This is a genomic window from uncultured Polaribacter sp. (genome assembly GCF_947497695.1).
Classification (GTDB): Bacteria; Bacteroidota; Bacteroidia; order Flavobacteriales; family Flavobacteriaceae; genus Polaribacter.
Genome location: NZ_CANMHM010000010.1, coordinates 75097 through 97028, shown reverse-complemented (window position 1 = coordinate 97028; position 21932 = coordinate 75097). Strand labels below are relative to the sequence as shown.

The following is a 21932-nucleotide window of genomic DNA, read 5'->3' as shown; positions in this document are numbered from 1 at the left end:
TTTTCGGGGTTTGATTTTATCTAAAATACAACTTATTTAATTGATAAACAAGTGTTTATTTACTTCTGAAAGTGCCTTTTTAATCTATTGTAATTAATAATGATATTTTTTAATTTACCATTTAGCTAAGTTGTTTTCTAATACCAACGTTTCTTTTTCTTTTTAGAAGCTTCAGATTTTCTTCCTTTTTTATTTTTGCTTATAGTATTGGGTTGTAGTTTTTTGTGCTTTGGTTTTTCAATAATATAAGGATGATCTGTAATAATTTTAATTGGCTTTTCAATTAAAGCCTCAATCAATTTAATATATGCGTTTTCATCCGGAGAACAAAAAGATAAGGCAATTCCAGATTTTCCTGCTCTACCAGTTCTACCAATTCTATGCACATAGGTTTCTGGTATGTTAGGAATATCAAAATTAATAATGGCATCTACATTGGTGATGTCAATTCCACGAGCAGCAACATCTGTTGCAATTAAAATGTTCGCTTTCTTATTTTTAAATTCTTCAATCGCTTTATTTCTAATGGCTTGGGTTTTATCTCCATGAATACTTGTAACCTTGTATTGGTTTTTCTTCAGAGATTCTTCTAATTTATCAACCCCAAATTTTGTGCGTCTAAAGATTATTATTTTACCATTCAACATGTGTCTTAACAGGTTTAAACACAAATCTGTTTTATTTTTCTTAGGAAGATAATACAATAACTGACCAATATTTTTTGCAGTAGTTTCTTCAGGATTGATTTCTACCTTAACAGGACTTTTCAAAATCCTTTTTGCTAATTCATCAATTTTTTCTGGAATGGTTGCAGAAAAAAGTAACGTTTGTTTTTTCTTCGGACATAAAGCTTCTATCTTTTTAACATCAGCAATAAAACCCATGTCTAACATTAAATCTGCTTCATCTAACACAAATATTTCAACAGCACTTAAATCGATGTTTCCTTGTAATTGAAGATCAATTAATCTTCCAGGAGTTGCTACTAAAACATCTACACCTTTTGCTAAAATTTCTTTTTGAGGTTCTAAAGAAACGCCTCCAAAAACAGCAGTAGTTGTTAGGTTTGTGTGTTTGCTGTAGCTAACAAAGTTTTCTAAAATTTGAATCGCCAATTCACGAGTTGGTGTTACAATTAACGACTTTATTTTTGTGTCTTTTACCTCTGTTTCTTCATTATCCAACAAAAGCTGAATAATTGGCAACGCAAAAGCGGCTGTTTTTCCTGTACCAGTTTGTGCAGAAACAATAACATTTTTTTTAGCTAAAACTAAAGGAATCGCTTTTTCTTGTACTTGAGTTGGTGTATGAAATCTTTCTTCAGCAACTGCTTTTAAGATAGATGTATGTAAAGGTAATTCAGAAAACTGCATTGATTATTTTTTAATGCAAAGATAGTTTAATTGTAAGTAGGGTTTTTGAAGAAATTTGAGTTTTGTAAGGAGGCTTTAGTTAATGTATATGTATTATTAGATTAGTTGCGTGGTTTAGTGCTTAATTTAGCAAAAGTTGAATAACTAGATGGAAATCAGCAGGATTTTCCGAGTAGGCACGCACCAAACAATTATTTTTATACTTTGTTGGCAACTGGCTTTTTTATTTAAAAATCTCTGATTACGTTAACTTTTCCAGATATTTCATATTCTATTTGATTAAGGTCGTCAAAAAAAGTCCCATTGAAACTCAAAGAAATATATTCGCCATTATTTCCAAAATCAGTCAGGTTTACAATGACATCTCCATTGCAAACACATGATATATCATTGGTAGAGTCTCTTATAAAAAACTCAAAACCGTATTCGTATGTTCCTGGAGTTCTTGTTTCAAGAAGAAATGAAAAACTACAGTCTGTTTCAGTAGTATTGACTACAGTACAGTTAGTTTCATTATAACTAACAACCATATTTCTTTCATGGTGACTAAGCGAATTAATGTCTCCGTAATAACTAACTTCAGGATTGTTATCTATTTGATATATAATATATTCTTCTTCGGTTACTATGTCTTCGGATTCTGCGCTACATCAATTTAGAAGTATAAGGGAGATTAGTAAAATAATTAATTTCATGGGTTTTGTTTGTTTTTCAGCTTGATGACAACTCTAATGATATAAAATCGTTTCAATGTTTTACATCATAATTTATTAGAATTAAAGTTTAGAAACAAACCAAATTACAAGCGTTCCTCAATCCAGCTTTTAAAACTATAAAAGTTTTGAGGGGCAACTCCATGTCCAACAGGGTATTCAGAATAAACGCTACTAAAACCTAGGTTTTCTAAAAAAGGTTTGCTTTTTCTTGCCCATTCTACAGGCAAAACTTGGTCTACAGAACCATGAGAAGAGTAGTAGTCAGTTTTAATGTTTTTAGAAATTGTTTCTGGTAATAAATCAGCATTTATATATCCACTTAAAGCAATTACATTTTGTACTTTATTAGGGTAGAAAAAACTCAAAGAATAACTTAAAATAGCCCCTTGGCTAAAACCTAATAAAAATGTTTTGTTAGGGTCTGTTTTGTATTTTGTTTTTATTTCATCAATAAAAACAGCAATTTTATCAATAGATTCTTTGGCTTGTTTTAAGTCTGAGAATTTACCATTTATATCATCAAAATTAATAGAATACCAAGCATAAGCACCAGCACCCATAGAAAGTGGTGCTTGTGCACTAATTATTAAAAAAGTGTCTGGTAATTCTTCAGCAAAAGAAAACAAATCTTGTTCATTGCTTCCATAACCATGTAATAAAATTAATAAAGGAGGGTTTTCAATAGGTGTTTTAGGTTGTCTTACTAAGTAATTTAAATCACTCATTTGTATGCTGCTTTTTATTTTCTTTAAATTCCTTTAAACCATTCTTGAAATAAACCACCTAATAAAGGCGTGCTTTTTTCTTCCCCTTTAATAGCACCAATTAGTCCAATTATCCATAGAATTGCAAGGAAAATTAAAATCCCCATTCCAAGGTTTTCTCCTAAAATTTTACCAATTACATATTTGTTTAGAAAAGCAAAGATTCCTAACCCTAAAGCCTGTCTTATGTGAAAGCTTGCAAAAGAATTTTTACTGCTAATATTCATCAACAATGCAATAATAAATCCTACAAAGGGTAGGTAGCTTATAATTGCTATTATTTTTCCTTTTTCTACGGTTTGGTTTTTCATAGTTAGTTAGTTAGTTAGTTAGTTAGTTAGTTAGTTAGTTAGTTAGTTAGTTAGTTAGTTAGTTAGTTAGTTAGTTTAATATTAGTTGGTTATTGGCAAAAATTCCATAAGCTTTTCCTTTTAATTTTTTATCTAAAAAAGCACTGTTTTTTGAGGTTGATAAAATATGTTCTTTGGTAAAAGTATAATTGTTATCAGGATTGAATAAGGTAATTTCTGCTTTGTTTTTTTCTTTAATAGTGTAGTTTTCTAATCCAAAAATAGCTCTAGGTTTGCTCGTTATGTTTTCTATAAATTCTTCTAAATTTAAGACAGCGTTTATGGCTCCAAATGCACTTTCTAGACCAATAATTCCATCTTTTGCATCACTAAAAGCCACTTTTTTATGTTCAATATCAATTGGGTTATGGTCTGATGTAATCATATCAATAACTCCAGATTTAATTCCTTTTTGCAAAGCCTTTATATCTGCTTTAGTTCTTAAAGGTGGGTTTACCTTAAAATTACTATCAAAACCATGTAACTCATCATCAGATAATGTTAAATGATGTACAGCAACACTGCAAGTAACTTGCAGTCCTTTCTTTTTAGCATCTTTAATTAGTTCTACAGATTTTGCAGTAGAAATTGTAGGAATGTGTAATTTTCCACCAGTATATTCTAACAAAAATAAATCTCGTGTAATTTGTATGTGTTCTGCTAAAGCAGGAATTCCTTTGAGTCCTAATTTTGTACTATTCAGTCCTTCATTTGCAATTCCTTCTCCAGCAATCGAATTGTTTTTTGGGAAACTAAATACCAAACCATCAAAATTTTGAGCATATAAAAGTGCCACTTTCATTAAATTATCATTGGCAACAGATTTGTTATAATCAGCAAAACCAATAGCTCCAGATTGTTTCATGTCAAACAATTCTGCCATGTCTACACCTTTGCTATTTTGGGTTAAAGCAGCAATAGGGTAGAGGTTTGTTGCAAATCCATTTGCTTTATTAATTAAAAATTCAACGGCTGCTTTATGATCAATTACAGGGTTTGAGTTTGCATTTACAGCAACGGCTGTAAACCCACTTTTTGCAGCAACATTTAATCCGTTTTTAATAGTTTCTCTTTCTTCATATCCAGGTTCTCCAAAAGAAACACTCGTGTCAAACCAACCACAAGAAACATGTAAATTATCTAAAGTTACTACTTGATAATTTTTGTTTTCGATAGAATCTTTTATTGTATCAATAATTCCATTGGTAATTAAAATGTCTTTTTGTTGATTGTGATATGGGCTAGAAGGGTCTATAATCGTTGCCGATTTTATAAGCGTAGTCATGGTTTATAGAATTTTAAAATCAAAATTTCTAGTAACAAAGATACAATTGCCATGGCTAAAAACCATTTCCAAAGCCAATGAACTTCATTTTTTTTGTTGATGTCTTTAAAAATATCGGCAATAGAACTTGAAACTGTGAAGTTTTTGTTTGCTTTTTGCAACTCATTGATATCCATAAAATTTAGTAAACTTTCTTCTTTAGGATAGTTATAAGCTAATTTTTGAATCGTATCAATATCTTTTAAGATAGCGTAAAATCCTGCTTTTAATGGTTGCTCATTTGTGGTAATATGTACCTTGTTTTGAAACTGTTTTTGCAAAGGGATAAATGAATTTTCTGTATTTGCAATTCTTAAAACCTTGTTTTTTTCTATGGCTGTTTCTATGTCAATTTTATTTTCTGACGCAACTCTGTAAAATAATTTTTGATGGTTAAAACTTAGCTTTCCAAAATTATAAAACACAGGCACAATTAATGGCGAATTTATAAAATTACTGTTTTTTCTATTCAAAGAACTTGCTACCCAATAGATGTTATTTTCTTTATTTTTAATTTGAGAAATAAAGGCAATATTATTTTCAAAGGAAATAATTTTACTTTTGTTTGTTGATGTATTAGGGAAATAATTTTTAACTGTTGGATATTGAAAATTAGTGACCTTTTTTGAAAACACATTTTCAAATAAAGGATGCTTGTAATTGATGTTTGTAATTTTTAAACTATCAGTTTTTTTAGTTTCAATTTTACCTGCATTTAATTTTTTTAGTAAAGCGTTGTAAGAATTTGTATTTAAATTTTCATTCGGAATTATGACTAAACTTCCTCCGTTTTTTGAAAATTCTATGATTTTATTTGATAAAATTTCTGGTATATTTTCAAGCTCATTTAAGATAATTAATTGCTGTTTTAAAATACGATTGTAATTGGTGTTTTGGAGAGTGTTTTCTGTGAAATTAAAATCTTCTTTTGTGTAAATTTTAGAAAGAAATTCAGCCTTATTCCCTATCGATAAAACATTGATTTTTTGATCGTTTTTTAGCGTGAAATAAAATGTGTTATCAAACGCAAATGCATCACTAAAATTAAGGACTATTTTTCCTTGAAATGTTGTTTGATTTTGTATAGTAAATTGAATCGTTTTCTGAGTGTCTTTCTCAAAAGAGGAAGAGAGTTTACTAACCAGTTTAGTGTTATTGTAAACAGCTACAGGAATATTGTTTTTTGCAACACCCTGATTTTTAATAACAACATTTAGCGTAAAATTACTAGCATTTGTTTTATTGATAAAAACACTATCAATTGAAATGTTTGTTTTTATAGAAGATGCTAATTTTACAGCCGAAAAAGCAGGTGTTACATTTGTAAACTGTTTGGGGTAAGTGTTCTGTAAATCAGAAATTAATATGAATTTACTTAAATTATTTGTTTTATTTTTTATTTTTGAGCTAAATTTTAATAAAACAGTAGCTAAATTAATTTTTTTTGAAGTTTCTTTGACCTTTAGAAGCTCATTTTTTAGTTCGTTTTTTGTAATGTTATCAAAAAAACTAGTATTTGTTTGTAGCGAATATACATCTTTTTCAGAAGTGTTTTCAATAATTTCTTGAGCAGCTATTTGTAGTAAATTTCCTTTTTCTCCTTTGGTGTTTGTGCTTAATGAATTGTCTAAATAAATAAAATTATGTTGTTTATTGTTGGTTGTTTTATCGCTAAAATACGGTTGAGAAAAAGCAAATATTATAGCAGATAATAACAGCATTCTAGTAGCTAAAATTAACCACTTTTTAATGCGTGAACTTTTACGAGTTTGTTGTACTAATTTTTGTAAAAAAGCAACATTGGTAAAAGGTACTTTTATAAATTTTTGCAACTGAAAAAGATGCACTATAATAGGAATAATTAAGAGTGCTAAAAAATATAAAATTTCTGGGTTTTTAAATTGCATTTATGTTTTATCTGTGATTTCAAAAGTAGGAAAAATTAAATGATTTTTTTGGGTTTTTACACGGAGATTCACAGAGAAGTTTCACAGAGATTCACTGAGTTTTTGTTATTAAGATTTGTTCATTTTTTAAATAAAATAAGAATAAACGAATCACTAAAACACCAAAGATATTTTTTCTTTGGGCAATTAAAACCCCTCAAAAACACCTAAGCCAAACAATGCAAAATCATATTTTACAGGATCGTTTTTGTCTAGTTTTCGTAAATTAGTGTCTAACTCAAAAAGAGCTTTCCAGTCGTTTTGTTTTCTTAAAAGGAGTTTTAATTTTCGTGCAACGTTTCCAGAATGCACATCTAAAGGGCAAGATAAATTTGCAGTATTATGAGTTTTCCAAATCCCAAAATCAACCCCTTTTTTATCGTTTCTAACCATCCAACGTAAAAACATATTGATTCTTTTAGCTGCCGAATTTTTAAGTGGATCAGAAATATGTTTTTGTGTTCTTTGTTGATGTTCAACTTCAAAAAACACTTGTTTTAAATGATGAATTACGTTCTTATAATTGGTTTCATTATTATTAACTTTCAGCACATTTTCTAATCCTTGATGCTTTTGATAAATATGTTGTAACGATTTTACAAACTGATTTAAATCGATTGCATTAAATGTTCTGTGTACAAATCCATCTAAAACTTTTAAATCGTTTTTTTGATGATTCATGATAAAATCATAAGGAGCATTGTCAAACAACTCCATCATTTTATAAGAATTTTTAATAATCATTGTTCTATTTCCCCAAGAAATAGTGGCTGTTAAAAATGCAGCAATTTCAATGTCTTCCTTTTTAGAAAATTGATGAGGTATTTGTATAGGGTCTGATTCAATAAATTTTGGGTTGTTGTATAAAATTACTTTTTCATCTAAAAACTCTTTCAATTCTCTTTGATTCATAAAAGATTGCTTTTTTCTACGATTCTTCCATCAATCATGGTTAGTTTTCTATCTGCCATATTTGCCAATTCCTCATTATGAGTAATCAATACAAAGGTTTGACCAAATTCATCACGAAGTTTAAAAAATAATTCATGTAAATTTTTAGCAGATTCACTGTCTAAATTTCCACTAGGTTCATCAGCTAAAATAACAGAAGGATTGTTAATTAAAGCCCTTGCAACAGCTACTCTTTGTTGTTCTCCTCCAGAGAGTTGGTTTGGTTTGTGATTTATTCTGTGAGATAAACCTAAGAAATTTAAAATTTCGTTAGCTCTTTTTTCAGTTTCTTGTTTTGTTTTTTTTGCAATATAAGCAGGTATACAAACGTTTTCTAGGGCTGTAAACTCTGGTAATAATTGATGAAATTGAAAAATAAAGCCTATGTGTTTGTTTCTAAAAGAAGAAAGTTCTTTGTCTGCTATGCTTTTGAGCGAAATATCATTTAGTTGTAGTTCGAAATTTTCCTCTTTAATAGGCTTATCTAAAGTGCCTAAAATTTGTAATAATGTTGTTTTTCCTGCTCCAGAAGGACCAACAATAGCAACAATTTCTCCTTTTTTGATGTGTAAATTTACCCCCTTTAAAACTTCTACATCCCCATAATACTTGTGAATGTTCTTACAAATAATCATACTTAAAACTTTGTAACGAATGTATAAAAAACACTTGAATTTTAATTGTAAAATATAGGATATCCTTTAGAAACAAAGAATATTTTTTTTTAACCAAAATTATGCACTAATTAATTTATGAATTTGTATTTTTGAAACCGTTTAATAAAATTTTACAAATGAACTTACACGAATATCAAGGAAAAGAAATTTTGAGCAGTTTTGGCGTTAGAATACAACGTGGAATTGTTGCAAGCAACCATAAAGAGGCTGTAGATGCAGCAAAACAATTAACTGCAGAAACTGGTACAGGTTGGCATGTTATTAAAGCACAAGTTCATGCAGGTGGACGTGGAAAAGGTGGTGGAGTAAAGTTGGCTAAAAATTTAGCTGAAGTAGAAAGCATTGCCAATGATATTATTGGTATGATGTTGATTACACCTCAAACTTCTGCCGAAGGAAAAAAAGTAAACCAAGTTTTAATTTGTGAGGATGTATATTATCCTGGAGATTCTGAGCCAGATGAATATTATATGTCTGTTCTTTTAAACAGAGCAACTGGTAAAAATATGATTATGTATTCTACAGAAGGTGGAATGGATATTGAAACAGTTGCAGAAGAAACTCCGCATTTAATTTTTACGGAAGAAATAGATCCTTTATTAGGTATTATGCCTTTTCAAGCACGTAAAGTTGCTTTTAACTTAGGTTTGTCTGGTGTTGCTTTTAAAGAAATGACAAAATTTGTTACCAATTTATACAAAGCATACATTGGTTCAGATTCTTCTATGTTTGAAATTAACCCAGTATTAAAAACATCTGATGATAAAATAATGGCTGTTGATGCTAAAGTTTCTTTAGATGAAAATGCGTTATACAGACATAGAGATTATGCAGCAATGCGTGATTTACGTGAAGAAAACCCAATTGAAGTAGAGGCAAAAGCAGCAGGTTTAAATTATGTAGATTTAGATGGAAACGTTGGTTGTATGGTAAATGGAGCTGGTTTGGCAATGGGAACAATGGATTTGATTAAAGAATCTGGAGGAGAGCCTGCTAACTTTTTAGATGTTGGAGGTACTGCAGATGCAGCAAGAGTTGAAACTGCATTTGGAATTATATTAAAAGACCCAAATGTAAAGGCAATTTTGGTAAATATTTTTGGAGGTATTGTACGTTGTGACAGAGTTGCACAAGGTGTTGTAGATGCTTACAAAAGTATGGGAGACAAAATTACTGTACCTATTATTTGTAGATTACAAGGAACAAATGCTAAAGAAGCTAAAGAATTAATTGACAATTCTGGAATGGAAATTATTTCTGCAACAGAATTTCAAGAAGCGGCAGATAAAGTTGCTGAAGTTTTAAAAGCTTAGTTTTATAAAATAGATGAAAGTAAAAATGCCTCACAGTTTGTGAGGCATTTTTTTTTTTTTTTATAAAGAACTAATTATTTGCTTTTATCCCATTTGGTAGCTTCTAAAATTTTATAAAATATTTCTGTATTTTCATAAATACCTGCAAATTTTTCTGCACCAGGACCATAAGCAAAAACAGGTATTAATGTTGCAGAATGCCCTTTGGTAGAAAAAGTACCCATTAGCTGACTGTATTCTTTACCTGATTTACCTTTTTGTTTTTTTTCAGTGTTAGAAGATAAGGTAAAACCACCAGTTTCATGATCGCCAGTTACAATTACTAAAGTATTGCCGTCTTTTTCAGCAAAATCTAGCGCTTTTCCAATAGCATCATCAAAATCTATAAGTTCAGAGATTACGTATTTTGCATCATTTGCATGCCCTCCCCAATCTATTTGAGAGCCTTCTATCATTACAAAGAAATTAGGATTATTGGTGTCTTTGCTTAAAAATTGCAAGCCTAATTCAGTGGCTTTAGGTAAAAAATCTCCACGCCCATTATTTATAGATTTCATGTGATTATTAGCTAATAAATACCCCATTTTAGAATTAGCTTTAATATCAGAAAACGAACCTAGAGAGGTTGTATCAATTTCAAATCCTTTTATTTTTAATTCAGCTAATAGGTTTTTACTATCTTTTCTTTTGTTGAAAAAATCGGTACCTCCACCAGCAAAAAAATCAATTTCAGAACTTACCATATCTTTTGAAATATCCTCATAAAGATTTCTGTTTATAACGTGTGCATAAAAGCTTGCTGGTGTTGCATGTTGTATAGAAGATGTAGAAATTACCCCTGTTTTAATTTTTTGAAGTGATGCAATTTCTACGATATTTTGAACATGTGTAGAATCATCTGCAACACCAATAGCCTTGTTGTAGGTTTTTATGCCTGCAGAAAAAGAAGTAGCTCCTGCTGCAGAGTCTGTAATATCTTTTCTTATGGATGACGTTTTGATTAAACCAATATGTTTAAATCTTTTATAATTTGTGGGTGTTTTTTTAAAATAAAAAGCAGATGATATTTGAGACAAACCTGTGCCATCACCAATTAAAAGAATTACATTTTTAGCTAAAGGAGGTTCTTTTTCTTTTATGTTGATAGATTTGCAAGAAAAGATTGTTGTTGATAATACTAAGTATAATAAGTGTTTGTATGACATAATTCTGCTTTTTTGATGTAGATTTAAGTTTATTGTATGGAAGTTGTTTTTAAATTATTTAGAATCTTGATTTTATGTTCTGTAAAAATTTAGGGTTAATTTTTTTTTTTAAGTTATTAGGCAGAGCGAGGTTTTGGGGATACAAATTGTATTTTTAAATAGAGTATTTAGTGAGTAAAGTTAAAAATAAAATAAGAGCTAAAAAAGTTTAAGTCAATTGCTAAAGAAGAAAAAAAATAGCAACGTAATTTCAAAGTATTTAAAAACAATTAACCTGCCTTTATTTCCTTGTTAATTCTGCGAATGAATTTGAGTCTATAATGTTAAAAAAAATCCCAAACTTTCGTTTGGGATTTTAATAATTTAAGACTCAGTTTCTGTTCTGGTTTCAAGTTTTTTATCGCCTTTTTCAATTTTAATGGTCAGTTTGTTTTCCTTTTCATCTAAATCCATGGCAATAGTATCACCTTCAGAAAGTTTAGAATTTACAATTTCTTCTGCCAATGCATCTTCAATGTATTTCTGTATGGCTCTCTTAAGTGGTCTTGCACCGTATTTTTTATCAAAACCTTTGTCTGCTATATAATCTTTTGCTTTTTCGCTTAAATTTAATGTATAGCCTAAATCAGCTATTCTTTGTAATAGTTTATCTAGTTCTATATCAATAATTGAATGAATATCATTTCTTTCAAGAGCATTAAATACAATAACATCATCAATTCTGTTTAAAAATTCAGGAGCAAAAGATTTTTTTAATGCACCTTCTATTACAGATTTTGCATGTTCATCTGCTTGTTCTTTTTTAGATGAAGTTCCAAAACCTACACCGCCACCAAAATCTTTTAATTGACGTGCACCAATATTAGAAGTCATAATAATAATGGTATTTCTAAAATCTATTTTTCTACCTAAACTATCAGTAATATGGCCATCATCCAAAATTTGTAATAGCATATTAAATACATCTGGGTGTGCTTTTTCAATTTCATCTAAAAGAATAACAGAATAAGGTTTTCTTCTAACTTTTTCAGTAAGCTGTCCACCTTCTTCATAACCAACATATCCTGGAGGAGCACCAATTAAGCGAGAAATAGCAAATTTTTCCATGTATTCACTCATATCAATTCTAATTAAAGAATCGTCAGAGTCAAATAATTCACGTGCTAATACTTTAGCTAATTGTGTTTTACCAACACCAGTTTGTCCTAAGAAAATAAAAGAACCAATAGGTTTGTTAGGGTCTTTTAAACCAACTCTATTACGCTGAATTGCTTTTACTACTTTGGTAACAGCTTTATCTTGACCAACTACTTTTCCTTTAATTAAGTCTGGTAATTCATGTAATCTATGTGTTTCTGCTTCTGCAACTCTGTTTACAGGAATGCCTGTCATCATAGAGACTACTTCTGCAACATTATCTTCAGTTACAATTTCTCTATTTAGCTTAGAATCTTCTTCCCACTGATTTTGAGCGGAGTTTAAAGCGGCTTCCATGTTTTTTTCGTCATCGCGTAATCGAGCAGCTTCTTCATATTTTTGACCGTTAACAGCTTTTGTTTTAAGGTCTTTAATAACCTCTAATTTAGACTCTAACTCTAAAACTTGCTGTGGTGCAACAATATTTGTAATATGTATTCTAGAACCTGCTTCGTCTAAAGCGTCAATAGCTTTGTCTGGCAAGTACCTGTCTGTCATGTATCTATTTGTTAATTTTACACAGGCTTCTAAAGCATCATCTGTGTAATCTACATGATGATGTTCTTCATATTTATTTTTTATGTTGTGTAAAATTTGTATGGTTTCTTCAACAGAAGTTGGATCTACAATTACTTTTTGAAAACGACGTTCTAACGCTCCATCTTTTTCAATATTAGTTCTAAATTCATCCAACGTAGTTGCACCAATACATTGTATTTCTCCTCTAGCTAAAGCAGGTTTTAACATATTAGATGCATCTAAAGAACCAGTTGCACCTCCAGCACCAACAATAGTGTGAATTTCATCAATAAAAAGAATAATGTCATCATTCTTTTCTAATTCATTCATCAAAGCTTTCATGCGTTCTTCAAACTGACCACGATATTTTGTACCAGCAACCAAACTTGCTAAATCTAATGAAACCAAACGCTTGTCAAATAAAATTCTAGAAACTTTACGTTCAACAATTCTAAGTGCTAAACCTTCTGCAATGGCAGATTTACCAACACCAGGTTCTCCAATTAACATTGGATTGTTCTTTTTTCTACGACTTAAAATTTGAGAAACACGTTCTATTTCTTTCTGTCTACCAACAACAGGATCTAATTTTCCTTGTTCAGCTAATAAAGTTAGATCACGTCCAAAATTATCTAAAACTGGCGTCTTTGATTTTTTAACATTTTTTCCTTTTGGTGTTTGATCAAAAGGATTCGTTTTTTCGGATGCAAACTCATCATCAGAAGGAGTTTCTGCTGTTGGGTTTAAAGGTAAATCTACACTTGAATCATCTACATTTAATTGTTTGTAAAGTGCTTTTGCTTCATCATAATTGATATGATATTTATGAATCAGTTTTGTAGTTGGGTCATTCTCATTTCTTAAAATACACAACAACAAATGAGCTGTATCAATAGCATCACTTTGATATAATTTTGCTTCTAAAAACGTTGTTTTTAATGCTTTTTCAGCTTGTCTTGTTAATCTAAGGTTGGGTTTGTCTGTATTTTGTACAAAACTAGGTTCTGCAGGGTTTAACTGTTCTAGTTTTTTACGCAATAAAATTAAATCAACATCAAATGCTGTTAATATCTCTACTGCTTTTCCCTCTCCTTTTCTTATTAAACCTAGTATAAGATGTTCCGTTCCAATAAATTCGTGCCCTAAACGTAGTGCTTCTTCTTTACTGTAGGTAATAACATCTCTTACTTTTGGTGAAAAATTATCGTCCATATTTCTTTTATCTATAAGTTGATGTGATGTAAATTTAATTCTTAATATTAAATAATAATTACAAAAAAGATGCCAATTATAACTTACTGACATTTTAACGAATTACAAGATAGAAAACTAAAGTAAATAACACAAACTTATAGGTGTTAAAAATTATTAAATAATGTTGATAACTCTGCTTGATATCGCTTATTGAAACCTTTGTAATTACTATAAGAAATAGTATCTTGCCTTGTTTTAAAAAAATGACTAAAATTTAATCAAAATTATATATGGCAGACGGAGAAAAGTTGATTCCGATTAACATTGAAGAGCAAATGAAAGCTGCATACATCGATTATTCGATGTCAGTGATTGTTTCTAGGGCATTACCAGATGTGAGAGATGGTTTAAAACCCGTTCATAGAAGAGTGTTATTTGGGATGCATGAATTAGGAATTAAAGCAACAGGAGCTCATAAAAAATCCGCTAGAATTGTTGGTGAAGTATTAGGTAAATATCATCCACATGGAGACACTTCTGTTTATGATGCTATGGTGAGAATGGCGCAAGATTGGAGTGTGCGTTATATGATGGTAGATGGTCAAGGTAATTTTGGTTCGGTAGATGGAGATTCTCCTGCTGCAATGCGATATACCGAAGCAAGAATGCAGAAAATATCTGAAGAGATGTTGGCAGATATAGATAAAGATACAGTAGACCATAAACTTAATTTTTCTGATGAACATTTAGAACCTACCGTTTTACCAACAAAAATACCTACACTTCTAATTAATGGAGCTTCTGGTATTGCAGTTGGTATGGCAACTAATATGGCACCGCATAATTTAACAGAAGTTATAAATGGAACAGTTGCTTACATAGACAATAGAGAAATTGAGATTGATGAGCTAATTCAACATGTAACTGCACCGGATTTTCCTACAGGAGGAATTATTTATGGTTATGATGGTGTTAGAGATGCTTTTCACACAGGTCGTGGACGTATTGTAATGCGTGCTAAAGCAATAATTGAAGAAGTTAAGGGGCGTGAGTGTATTATTGTTAATGAAATACCTTACCAAGTTAATAAAGCAGACATGATTAAAAAGACTGCTGATTTGGTTAACGAAAAGAAATTAGAAGGTATTGCAAATATACGTGATGAGTCTGATAGAAATGGTATGCGTATCGTTTATATTTTAAAACGTGATGCAATACCTAATATCGTTTTAAATAAACTTTTTAAATACACTCAATTACAAACCTCTTTTAGTGTAAATAACATTGCACTAGTTAATGGGAAGCCAGAGCAATTAAATTTAAAGCAATTAATACACTATTTTGTAGAACATAGACATGAAGTTATTGTTCGTAGAACAGAGTACTTATTAAAGAAAGCAGAAGCTAGAGCTCATATTTTAGAAGGATTAATTATTGCTTCTGATAATATTGATGAAGTAATAAAAATTATTAGAGCCTCTAATAATGCAGATGAAGCAAGAGAAAGTTTAATTGAGCGATTTGAGTTGACAGAAATTCAAGCAAAAGCAATCGTAGAAATGCGTTTGCGTCAATTAACAGGACTAGAACAAGATAAATTACGTGCTGAATATGACGAAATAATGATAACTATTACAGATTTAAAAGATATTTTATCTAACGAACCTAGACGTTATCAAATTATTAAGGACGAGTTACTACACATTAAAGAAAAATATGGTGATGAACGCAGATCTTTAATAGAATATGCAGGAGGAGATATGCGTATTGAAGATATGATCCCTGATACTAAAGTTGTAGTAACAATTTCTAATGCAGGCTATTTAAAACGTACAAATCTAGAAGAATACAAAGTACAGAATAGAGGAGGTAGAGGTCAAAAGGGTGCAACCACTAGAAATGAAGATTTCTTAGAGCATTTATTTGTTGGTACTAACCATCAATATATGATGTTTTTTACTCAAAAAGGAAAAGTATTTTGGATGCGTGTGTATGAAATTCCTGAAGGTGGAAAAAACACCAAAGGTAGAGCAATGCAGAATCTTATCAATATTGAACAAGATGATAGTGTAAAAGCTTTTTTAGTTACACAAGATTTAAAAGATGAAGCATATGTGAATAGTCATTATGTGATTATGGCAACTAAAAAAGGGCAGGTTAAAAAGACTTCTTTAGAACAATATTCTAGACCAAGAACAAACGGTATCAATGCAATTACCATTAAAGAAGGTGATGAATTGTTAGAAGCAAAGTTAACAACTGGTGATAGCCAAGTAATGTTAGCATTAGCATCTGGTAAATCTATTCGTTTTGAAGAAGCGAAGACGCGTCCAATGGGTAGAACTGCTTCTGGAGTTAGAGGAATTACTTTAAAACATGAAAATGATGAGGTAATTGGTATGGTTGCTGTAAATGATATGGAAAGCAATATTTTGGTGGTTTCTGAAAAAGGTTATGGAAAACGTTCTAAATTAGAAGATTACAGGGTTACAAATAGAGGGGGTAAAGGAGTGAAAACTTTAAATATTTCTGAGAAAACAGGTAACTTAGTAGCTATTAAAAATGTAGATGATTCTAATGATTTAATGATTATCAATAAATCTGGTTTAACCATAAGAATGGCTGTTGAAGATTTAAGAGTTATGGGACGTGCAACACAAGGTGTTCGTTTAATAAACATTAAAGATTCTGATAGCATTGCAGCTGTTGCAAAAGTAGCTCATAAAGAAGATGTTGATGAAGAAGTGGAAGAAAATTCTGTAGAAGATCAAATAGAAAATGGCACGAAAATTGAAACCGATTCAACTGAAAATAAAGAAGAATAATAAATTAATAATTAGTAAGATGAAAAAACAAATACTAGCGTTTACAGTAGGGTTACTTTCAATAGCTACTTTTGCGCAAAAAGACGAATTAAAAGCTGCTGAAAAAGCAATTAAAAAAGGAGACTTTAAAGAAGCAAAAGCTGCAATAGCTGGTTTAGAAGCTACCGAAGATTCAATGGATGAGAAGTACAAAGCAAAATATTTCTTTTTAAAAGGATCTGCTTATGGAAAATCAGATGTAAAAAAAGCGGCTGATGCCTACAATAAATTAATTTCTTTTGAAAAAGAAACAGGTAAACAGAAGTATACCAATACAGCTCAACCTAAGTTGACGAAACTAGTACAAAATGTTTTAAAGAAAGCAATTGATTTATATAATAATAAAGATTATAAGAAAGCAACCAATAATTTTTATTTAACGTATCAATTAAGTCCTAAGGACACTGCATTTTTATACAATGCAGCAATGAGTTCTTTTGCAGCAAAAGGTTATGATACTTCTTTAAAGTATTATAAAGAGTTACAAGCAATTAATTATACTGGTATTGCTACTCAATATTTGGCTGAAAATAAAGAAACAGGTGTAACAGAAAATTTAGGGAGTAAAGAGAATAGAGATGCAATGGTTAAATTTGGTCAATATATCAACCCTACTGAAAAGATAACAGAGTCTAAAAAAGCTGACATTATTAAAAATATCGGTTATATTTATGTAACTCAGGGAAAACCAGAATTAGCAATAGATGCTTTAGAGGAAGCTAGAAAATCGAATCCTAAAGATATTAATTTGTTATTGAATCAAGCTCAAATGTATATAAAGCTTGATAAAATGGACAAATTTGGAGAGTTAATGGAGGAAGCAGTTAAAATGGATCCTACCAACCCAACTTTATTTTTTAATTTAGGAATTGTAAATTCAGGGCAAAATAAAACGGAAGAAGCTATTGGTTATTATAAAAAAGCAGTAGAATTAAAACCAGATTATGGAGATGCTTATTTAAACTTAGCAATTGCTATTTTGTCAAGAGATAAAGTAATTGTTGATGAAATGAATGAAAATTTAAGCAATGAAAAAAAATATAACGCATTACAGAAACAACAAAAAGCTATATATAGAGATGCGTTACCATATTTAGAAAAAGCAGATAGTTTAAATAGAAGTGAAGATACTCTAAGAACACTTTTAAATATCTATGATAATTTAGAAATGGCATCTAAAGCAGACGCTTTAAGACCTATTTATAAAGAAATGAGAGGTAATTAACTTTGACTCTTTTATCAAAAAAAAACCAAAACTATCTAGTTTTGGTTTTTTTTTGATAAAAATTAATCAATCATTTTTTTTATAATTCTTAATTTATGTGTGTGCTGTTGTAAGTCGGCATTAAATATTCCACTATGATCTAACATGTCAATTCTAACTTTACCATGGCAATGAATAATGTGGTAATCTTTTAGAATTATGCCTACATGTATAATTTCGCCTTCATCATCATCAAAAAAAGCTAAATCTCCAGGTTCACTTTCTTCTATAAAACTTAGTACTTCTCCTTGTGCTGCTTGTTCTTTAGCATCTCTAAAAAGCATGTGTCCACAAAGTTTATAAACCATTTGGGTAAATCCAGAAGAATCGATACCAAAAGGAGTTTTTCCTCCCCATAAAAAAGGAGAGTTTAAATAATAAAAAGCAAACTGTGTAATTTCTTTTTTAGATTTTTTTTGATGAACAGCTAGTCCTTTATATAAATATGATTGCTTGTTAATTTTTAGCTTTCCATGATCATAAAAAGGTAAGTTAGCACCTAAAGGAATTGTTGTTAATTCATTTTTATCATTGGTAATAATCTCAATTACTTCTGCTGTAAGATATTGTTTTTCTGTTTTTAACTTAAAAAAAGATTCTTCAGAAATTTTTTCGTATTGTTTATGATCTATAAAGCCAATATATTTATCAGAAGACAAACGGATTTTACTCCACTCTTTTTCTTCTTCAATAATTTCAAAAGTTTCGCCAAATAAAACTTGACTAACCATTTCTGAACTGTTTAAAGGAGAAGCTCTTAATGGAACAATACTTAAATTACAAATTCCGTATAACAAGTTATGAGTTTTAGTTAAGGTTTTTATTAAATACTTTCTATTATTAAGGCACTTGCACCACCACCACCATTACAAATAGCTGCAGCACCAATTTTAGCATTGTTTTGTTTTAAGACAGATGTTAAAGCAATAACGATTCTTGCACCTGAAACTCCTAAAGGATGTCCTAAAGAAACTGCACCACCATTTATATTTACTTTATCATCAGTAATACTTAAAATCTTCATGTTTGCTAGACCAACCACAGAAAAAGCTTCATTTAATTCAAAATAGTCTACTTTATCAATAGATATGTTGCCTTTTGATAACGCTTTAGAGATTGCTTTTGCTGGTGCTGTTGTAAACCATTCAGGTTCGTGGGCAGTATCAGCAAAACTTTTTATTTTTGCAATAGGATTTATATTTAATTCTTTCGCTTTTTCTGCGGACATTAAAACCAAAGCAGCAGCACCATCATTAATTGAAGATGCGTTTGCAGCTGTAACTGTACCCTCTTTAGTAAAGGCGGCTCTTAATGTGGAAATTTTATCCATTTTCACATTCTTGTATTCTTCATCTTCAGAAAAAATAATAGATTCTCCTTTTCTTTGAGGAATTTCTACAGATACAATTTCATTAGCAAATTTTCCATCATTCCAAGCCTTTGCAGAACGATTGTAAGATTGTATGGCAAAATTATCTTGGTTTTCTCTAGAAAAATTATATTTCTTAGCACATTTATCTGCAAAAACACCCATAGCTACTTGATTGTAAGCATCTATTAAACCATCTTTTTGCAAGCCATCTTCCATAGAAATAGCTCCAAATTTAGCCCCTTTTCTTGCATGTTGATAATGAGGTATAGCACTCATGTTTTCCATTCCTCCTGCAACAACAATCTCAGCATTACCTAACATAATTGTTTGGGCAGCTAAAATAATAGCTTTCATACCAGAAGCACATACTTTGTTTACAGTTGTGCATGGAACAGAATTAGGAATTCCTGCAAAAATAGCAGCCTGTCTTGCAGGTGCTTGTCCTAAGCCAGCAGAAACAACATTTCCCATAAAAACTTCTTCTACCAAATTTGAATCTAACTGTATTTTTTCTAAAGCACCTTTTATGGCAACTGCACCTAGTTTAGGAGCTGCAATAGTAGATAAGCTCCCCATAAAACTACCAATTGGAGTTCTTGCTACTGATACAATTACTACTTCTTTCATAAATGAGTGATTTAGTTTACCCAGGGTTTTGATGCTAAATTAACTATTTTTAATCAATTTTAGATTTATTATTCAACTTGAATTTCTGACCTTAATTTTTTTATGGTAAGTTTGTTGTAAGAAGATCTACTGTATGAAAAACATCATCAACAAATTATATCAAAATAACACATTTTTTTTCAAGGTAATTTTGTTTTTAGTTACTACTGTTGCTATTGTTTATTTATTTCCAAAAGGAGGTCAATTTAAGTACGAATTTAATAACGGCCAGTTATGGAGGTATGATAATTTGTACGCTCCCTTTGATTTTGCCATTCAAAAAACAACAGAAGAAATTGCTACAGAAAAAAAGGAGGTTAAGCGAAACTCAAAACAATATTTTTTACAGAATTTTGATATTGAAGTTAAAGTTAGATCAACTTATAATAGTAGGATTTCTCTTTTAAAAAAAACAGACTCTTTAAGTGCTCAAAAAATTGAAGTTTTGTCTAAAATAGGTCAAGATGTTATTGATAAGGTTTACAATAAAGGTTTTTTAGAAGAAGTAAGTCAAGATAAAATTTTTAATAATAACGAAATAGTTGCCATTAGAAAAGGAAACGAGGTAGAAGATTTTATTTTTAAAAATTTATTGACCTCTAAAGATGTTTTAGAAATTATTAGAGGTAATTTAGAAAAAGAAAAAGCAAATTATGGTAAAAAAGTAATGTTAGGCTTATTATCTGAAATTATAAAACCAAACATTTTTTTTGATAAAGAATATACAGAAAAAGTAATTGAAAATGAATTTAAAAGTATTTCTTACACCAAAGGCAAAGTAGCATCAGGTAAATTAATTATTTTAAAAGGAGATTTTGTTGAAGGTAAAAAGTTAGCCATATTAAATTCTTTAAAAAGTGAATCTGAATCTCAAGTTTGGTCAGATTCTAATTACAATTGGATTATTTTAGGATATACAATATTGGTATCCTTAGCTTTATTAATGCTTTTGTTGTTCTTAAAAAAGTACCGAGTAGAAATATATGACAACAATAACAAAGTTACGTTTATATTTTTCAATGTATTTTCCATGATTTTTATACAAACATTGGTAATTAAATACAATTCAGATTATTTGTATGTAGTTCCATTAAGTGTGTTACCAATTGTTTTAAAGGCTTTTTTTGATGCACGTTTAGGATTGTTTACCCATGTTTTAACAGTATTACTTCTTGGCTACATTGTGCCAGATAGTTTTGAATTTATTTACCTACATATTATTGCAGGTATAGTAACCATTCTTACTGTTTCTGAGTTATATAAAAGAGCAAATCTATTTATATCTGTGGCACAAATAACACTCATTTATATGATTACTTATTTTGCTTTCTCAATTATTAAAGAAGGCAATGCCTCTCAAATAAATGGAGGATATTTCTTGCTTTTTGCAGCAAATGGATTGTTATCATTTTTATCCATCATCTTAATTTATATGTATGAGAAAGTATTTGGTTTGGTTTCTGATGTTACCTTATTAGAACTTTCTAATACAAATACAAAGTTATTACGTGAGTTAAATGAAAAAGCACCAGGTACTTTTCAACATTCTATGCAAGTGGCTAATTTAGCAGAAGCAGCTGCAAATGAAATAGGAGCAAACTCAATGTTGGTAAGAACAGGTGCTTTGTATCATGATATTGGTAAAATGTTAAATCCAATGTATTTTACAGAGAATCAATCTACAGGTGTAAATCCCCATAACGATTTATCTCCAAGAGATAGTGCTAAAATTATTACAGACCATGTAATAAAAGGGATAGAATTAGCGAAAAAAAATAAACTACCAGACAGAATTATCGATTTTATAAGAACTCATCATGGTACAACTTTAACTTATTATTTTTATGTAAAGGAAAAAGAATTAAATCCAGAAACAAAGGTAAATATTAAGAAGTTTCAGTATCGAGGCCCTATTCCTTTTTCAAAAGAGACTGCCATTTTAATGATGTGTGATTCTGCAGAGGCAGCTTCAAAAAGTTTAAAAAAACCAACAGCTTTATCTATTAGTAATTTAATAGATAAAATTATCGACAAACAAATGTCTGATAATCAGTTTTTAAATTCAAATATAACTTTTAAAGAAATTGATATTATAAAAAAAGTTATTAAGAAAAAATTGATGAATATGTATCATTTGAGAGTCGAATATCCTGAGTGAAAATAATAAATTAAAAAAAGTAAAAAAAGTCTTGTTTTATCCTTTTTCTAGTTATAAATTTGCACTCGCAATTTCAATA

15 protein-coding genes are annotated in these 21932 nt (G+C 29.9%); 4 read left to right on the top strand and 11 right to left on the bottom strand.

Translation table 11 applies throughout. The features are described 5' to 3' along the window. Positions 1 to 137: 137 nt before the first annotated feature. From Q0731_RS10645 to Q0731_RS10615, 7 genes are all read right to left on the bottom strand, one after another. A complete protein-coding gene (locus Q0731_RS10645; RefSeq protein WP_299063807.1) occupies positions 138 to 1373 on the bottom strand; it encodes a DEAD/DEAH box helicase in 1236 nt (411 codons plus the stop codon). A gap of 799 nt (positions 1374 to 2172) precedes the next feature. After that, positions 2173 to 2814, bottom strand: coding sequence for an alpha/beta hydrolase-fold protein (locus tag Q0731_RS10640; RefSeq protein WP_299063804.1), 642 nt, complete (start codon positions 2812 to 2814; stop codon positions 2173 to 2175). 23 nt (positions 2815 to 2837) lie between these two features. After that, on the bottom strand, positions 2838 to 3164 hold the full coding sequence (locus tag Q0731_RS10635; protein WP_299063801.1) for a hypothetical protein: 327 nt from the start codon (positions 3162 to 3164) through the stop codon (positions 2838 to 2840). Positions 3165 to 3234: 70 nt separating this feature from the next. Next, on the bottom strand, positions 3235 to 4488 hold the full coding sequence (locus tag Q0731_RS10630; protein ID WP_299063798.1) for a dihydroorotase: 1254 nt from the start codon (positions 4486 to 4488) through the stop codon (positions 3235 to 3237). Continuing rightward, positions 4485 to 6434: a BatA domain-containing protein gene (locus Q0731_RS10625; protein ID WP_299063795.1), complete on the bottom strand. Its 1950-nt coding sequence runs from the start codon at positions 6432 to 6434 to the stop codon at positions 4485 to 4487. The genes Q0731_RS10630 and Q0731_RS10625 overlap by 4 nt, the downstream gene beginning before the upstream one ends. Before the next feature lie 186 nt (positions 6435 to 6620). Beyond that, positions 6621 to 7385 carry a TIGR02757 family protein gene (locus Q0731_RS10620; protein ID WP_299063792.1) on the bottom strand — a complete coding sequence of 255 codons (765 nt, stop codon included), beginning with the start codon at positions 7383 to 7385 and terminating at the stop codon, positions 6621 to 6623. Continuing rightward, entirely contained in the window at positions 7382 to 8059 is a 678-nt protein-coding gene (locus tag Q0731_RS10615) for an ABC transporter ATP-binding protein (RefSeq protein WP_299063789.1), read from the bottom strand. Before Q0731_RS10615 ends, Q0731_RS10620 begins: the two co-directional genes overlap by 4 nt. 158 nt (positions 8060 to 8217) lie before the next feature. Here Q0731_RS10615 and sucC point away from each other — a divergent pair, with 158 nt between their 5' ends. Next, positions 8218 to 9414 (top strand): ADP-forming succinate--CoA ligase subunit beta, encoded by a 1197-nt coding sequence (gene sucC, locus Q0731_RS10610; RefSeq protein WP_299063785.1) that lies wholly within the window; start codon positions 8218 to 8220, stop codon positions 9412 to 9414. Positions 9415 to 9488: 74 nt separating this feature from the next. Here the strand turns inward: sucC and Q0731_RS10605 are convergent, their stop codons facing one another. Then, on the bottom strand, positions 9489 to 10619 hold the full coding sequence (locus tag Q0731_RS10605; RefSeq protein ID WP_299063782.1) for an alkaline phosphatase: 1131 nt from the start codon (positions 10617 to 10619) through the stop codon (positions 9489 to 9491). Positions 10620 to 10982: 363 nt separating this feature from the next. Continuing rightward, the gene (locus tag Q0731_RS10600; RefSeq protein WP_299063810.1) at positions 10983 to 13547 is read right to left on the bottom strand and encodes an ATP-dependent Clp protease ATP-binding subunit; all 2565 of its coding nucleotides are present in this window, start codon (positions 13545 to 13547) and stop codon (positions 10983 to 10985) included. Positions 13548 to 13819: 272 nt separating this feature from the next. Between Q0731_RS10600 and gyrA the strand changes: the two genes are divergently transcribed. Together gyrA and Q0731_RS10590 are read left to right on the top strand one after the other, a co-directional pair. Further along, on the top strand, positions 13820 to 16354 hold the full coding sequence (gyrA, locus tag Q0731_RS10595; protein WP_299063779.1) for a DNA gyrase subunit A: 2535 nt from the start codon (positions 13820 to 13822) through the stop codon (positions 16352 to 16354). Between the two features lie 19 nt (positions 16355 to 16373). Beyond that, the gene (locus Q0731_RS10590; RefSeq protein ID WP_299063776.1) at positions 16374 to 17618 is read left to right on the top strand and encodes a tetratricopeptide repeat protein; all 1245 of its coding nucleotides are present in this window, start codon (positions 16374 to 16376) and stop codon (positions 17616 to 17618) included. Between the two features lie 62 nt (positions 17619 to 17680). On the opposite strand, the gene Q0731_RS10585 is transcribed toward Q0731_RS10590, so the two are convergent. After that, positions 17681 to 18454: an NlpC/P60 family protein gene (locus Q0731_RS10585; protein ID WP_299063774.1), complete on the bottom strand. Its 774-nt coding sequence runs from the start codon at positions 18452 to 18454 to the stop codon at positions 17681 to 17683. A 26-nt stretch (positions 18455 to 18480) separates the two neighbouring features. Next, on the bottom strand, positions 18481 to 19656 hold the full coding sequence (locus Q0731_RS10580) for an acetyl-CoA C-acyltransferase (protein WP_299063771.1): 1176 nt from the start codon (positions 19654 to 19656) through the stop codon (positions 18481 to 18483). Between the two features lie 133 nt (positions 19657 to 19789). On the opposite strand from Q0731_RS10580, the gene Q0731_RS10575 reads away from it, so the two are divergent. After that, positions 19790 to 21853, top strand: a complete 2064-nt coding sequence (locus tag Q0731_RS10575) for an HDIG domain-containing metalloprotein (protein ID WP_299063769.1) — start codon at positions 19790 to 19792, stop codon at positions 21851 to 21853. Positions 21854 to 21932: the final 79 nt, after the last annotated feature.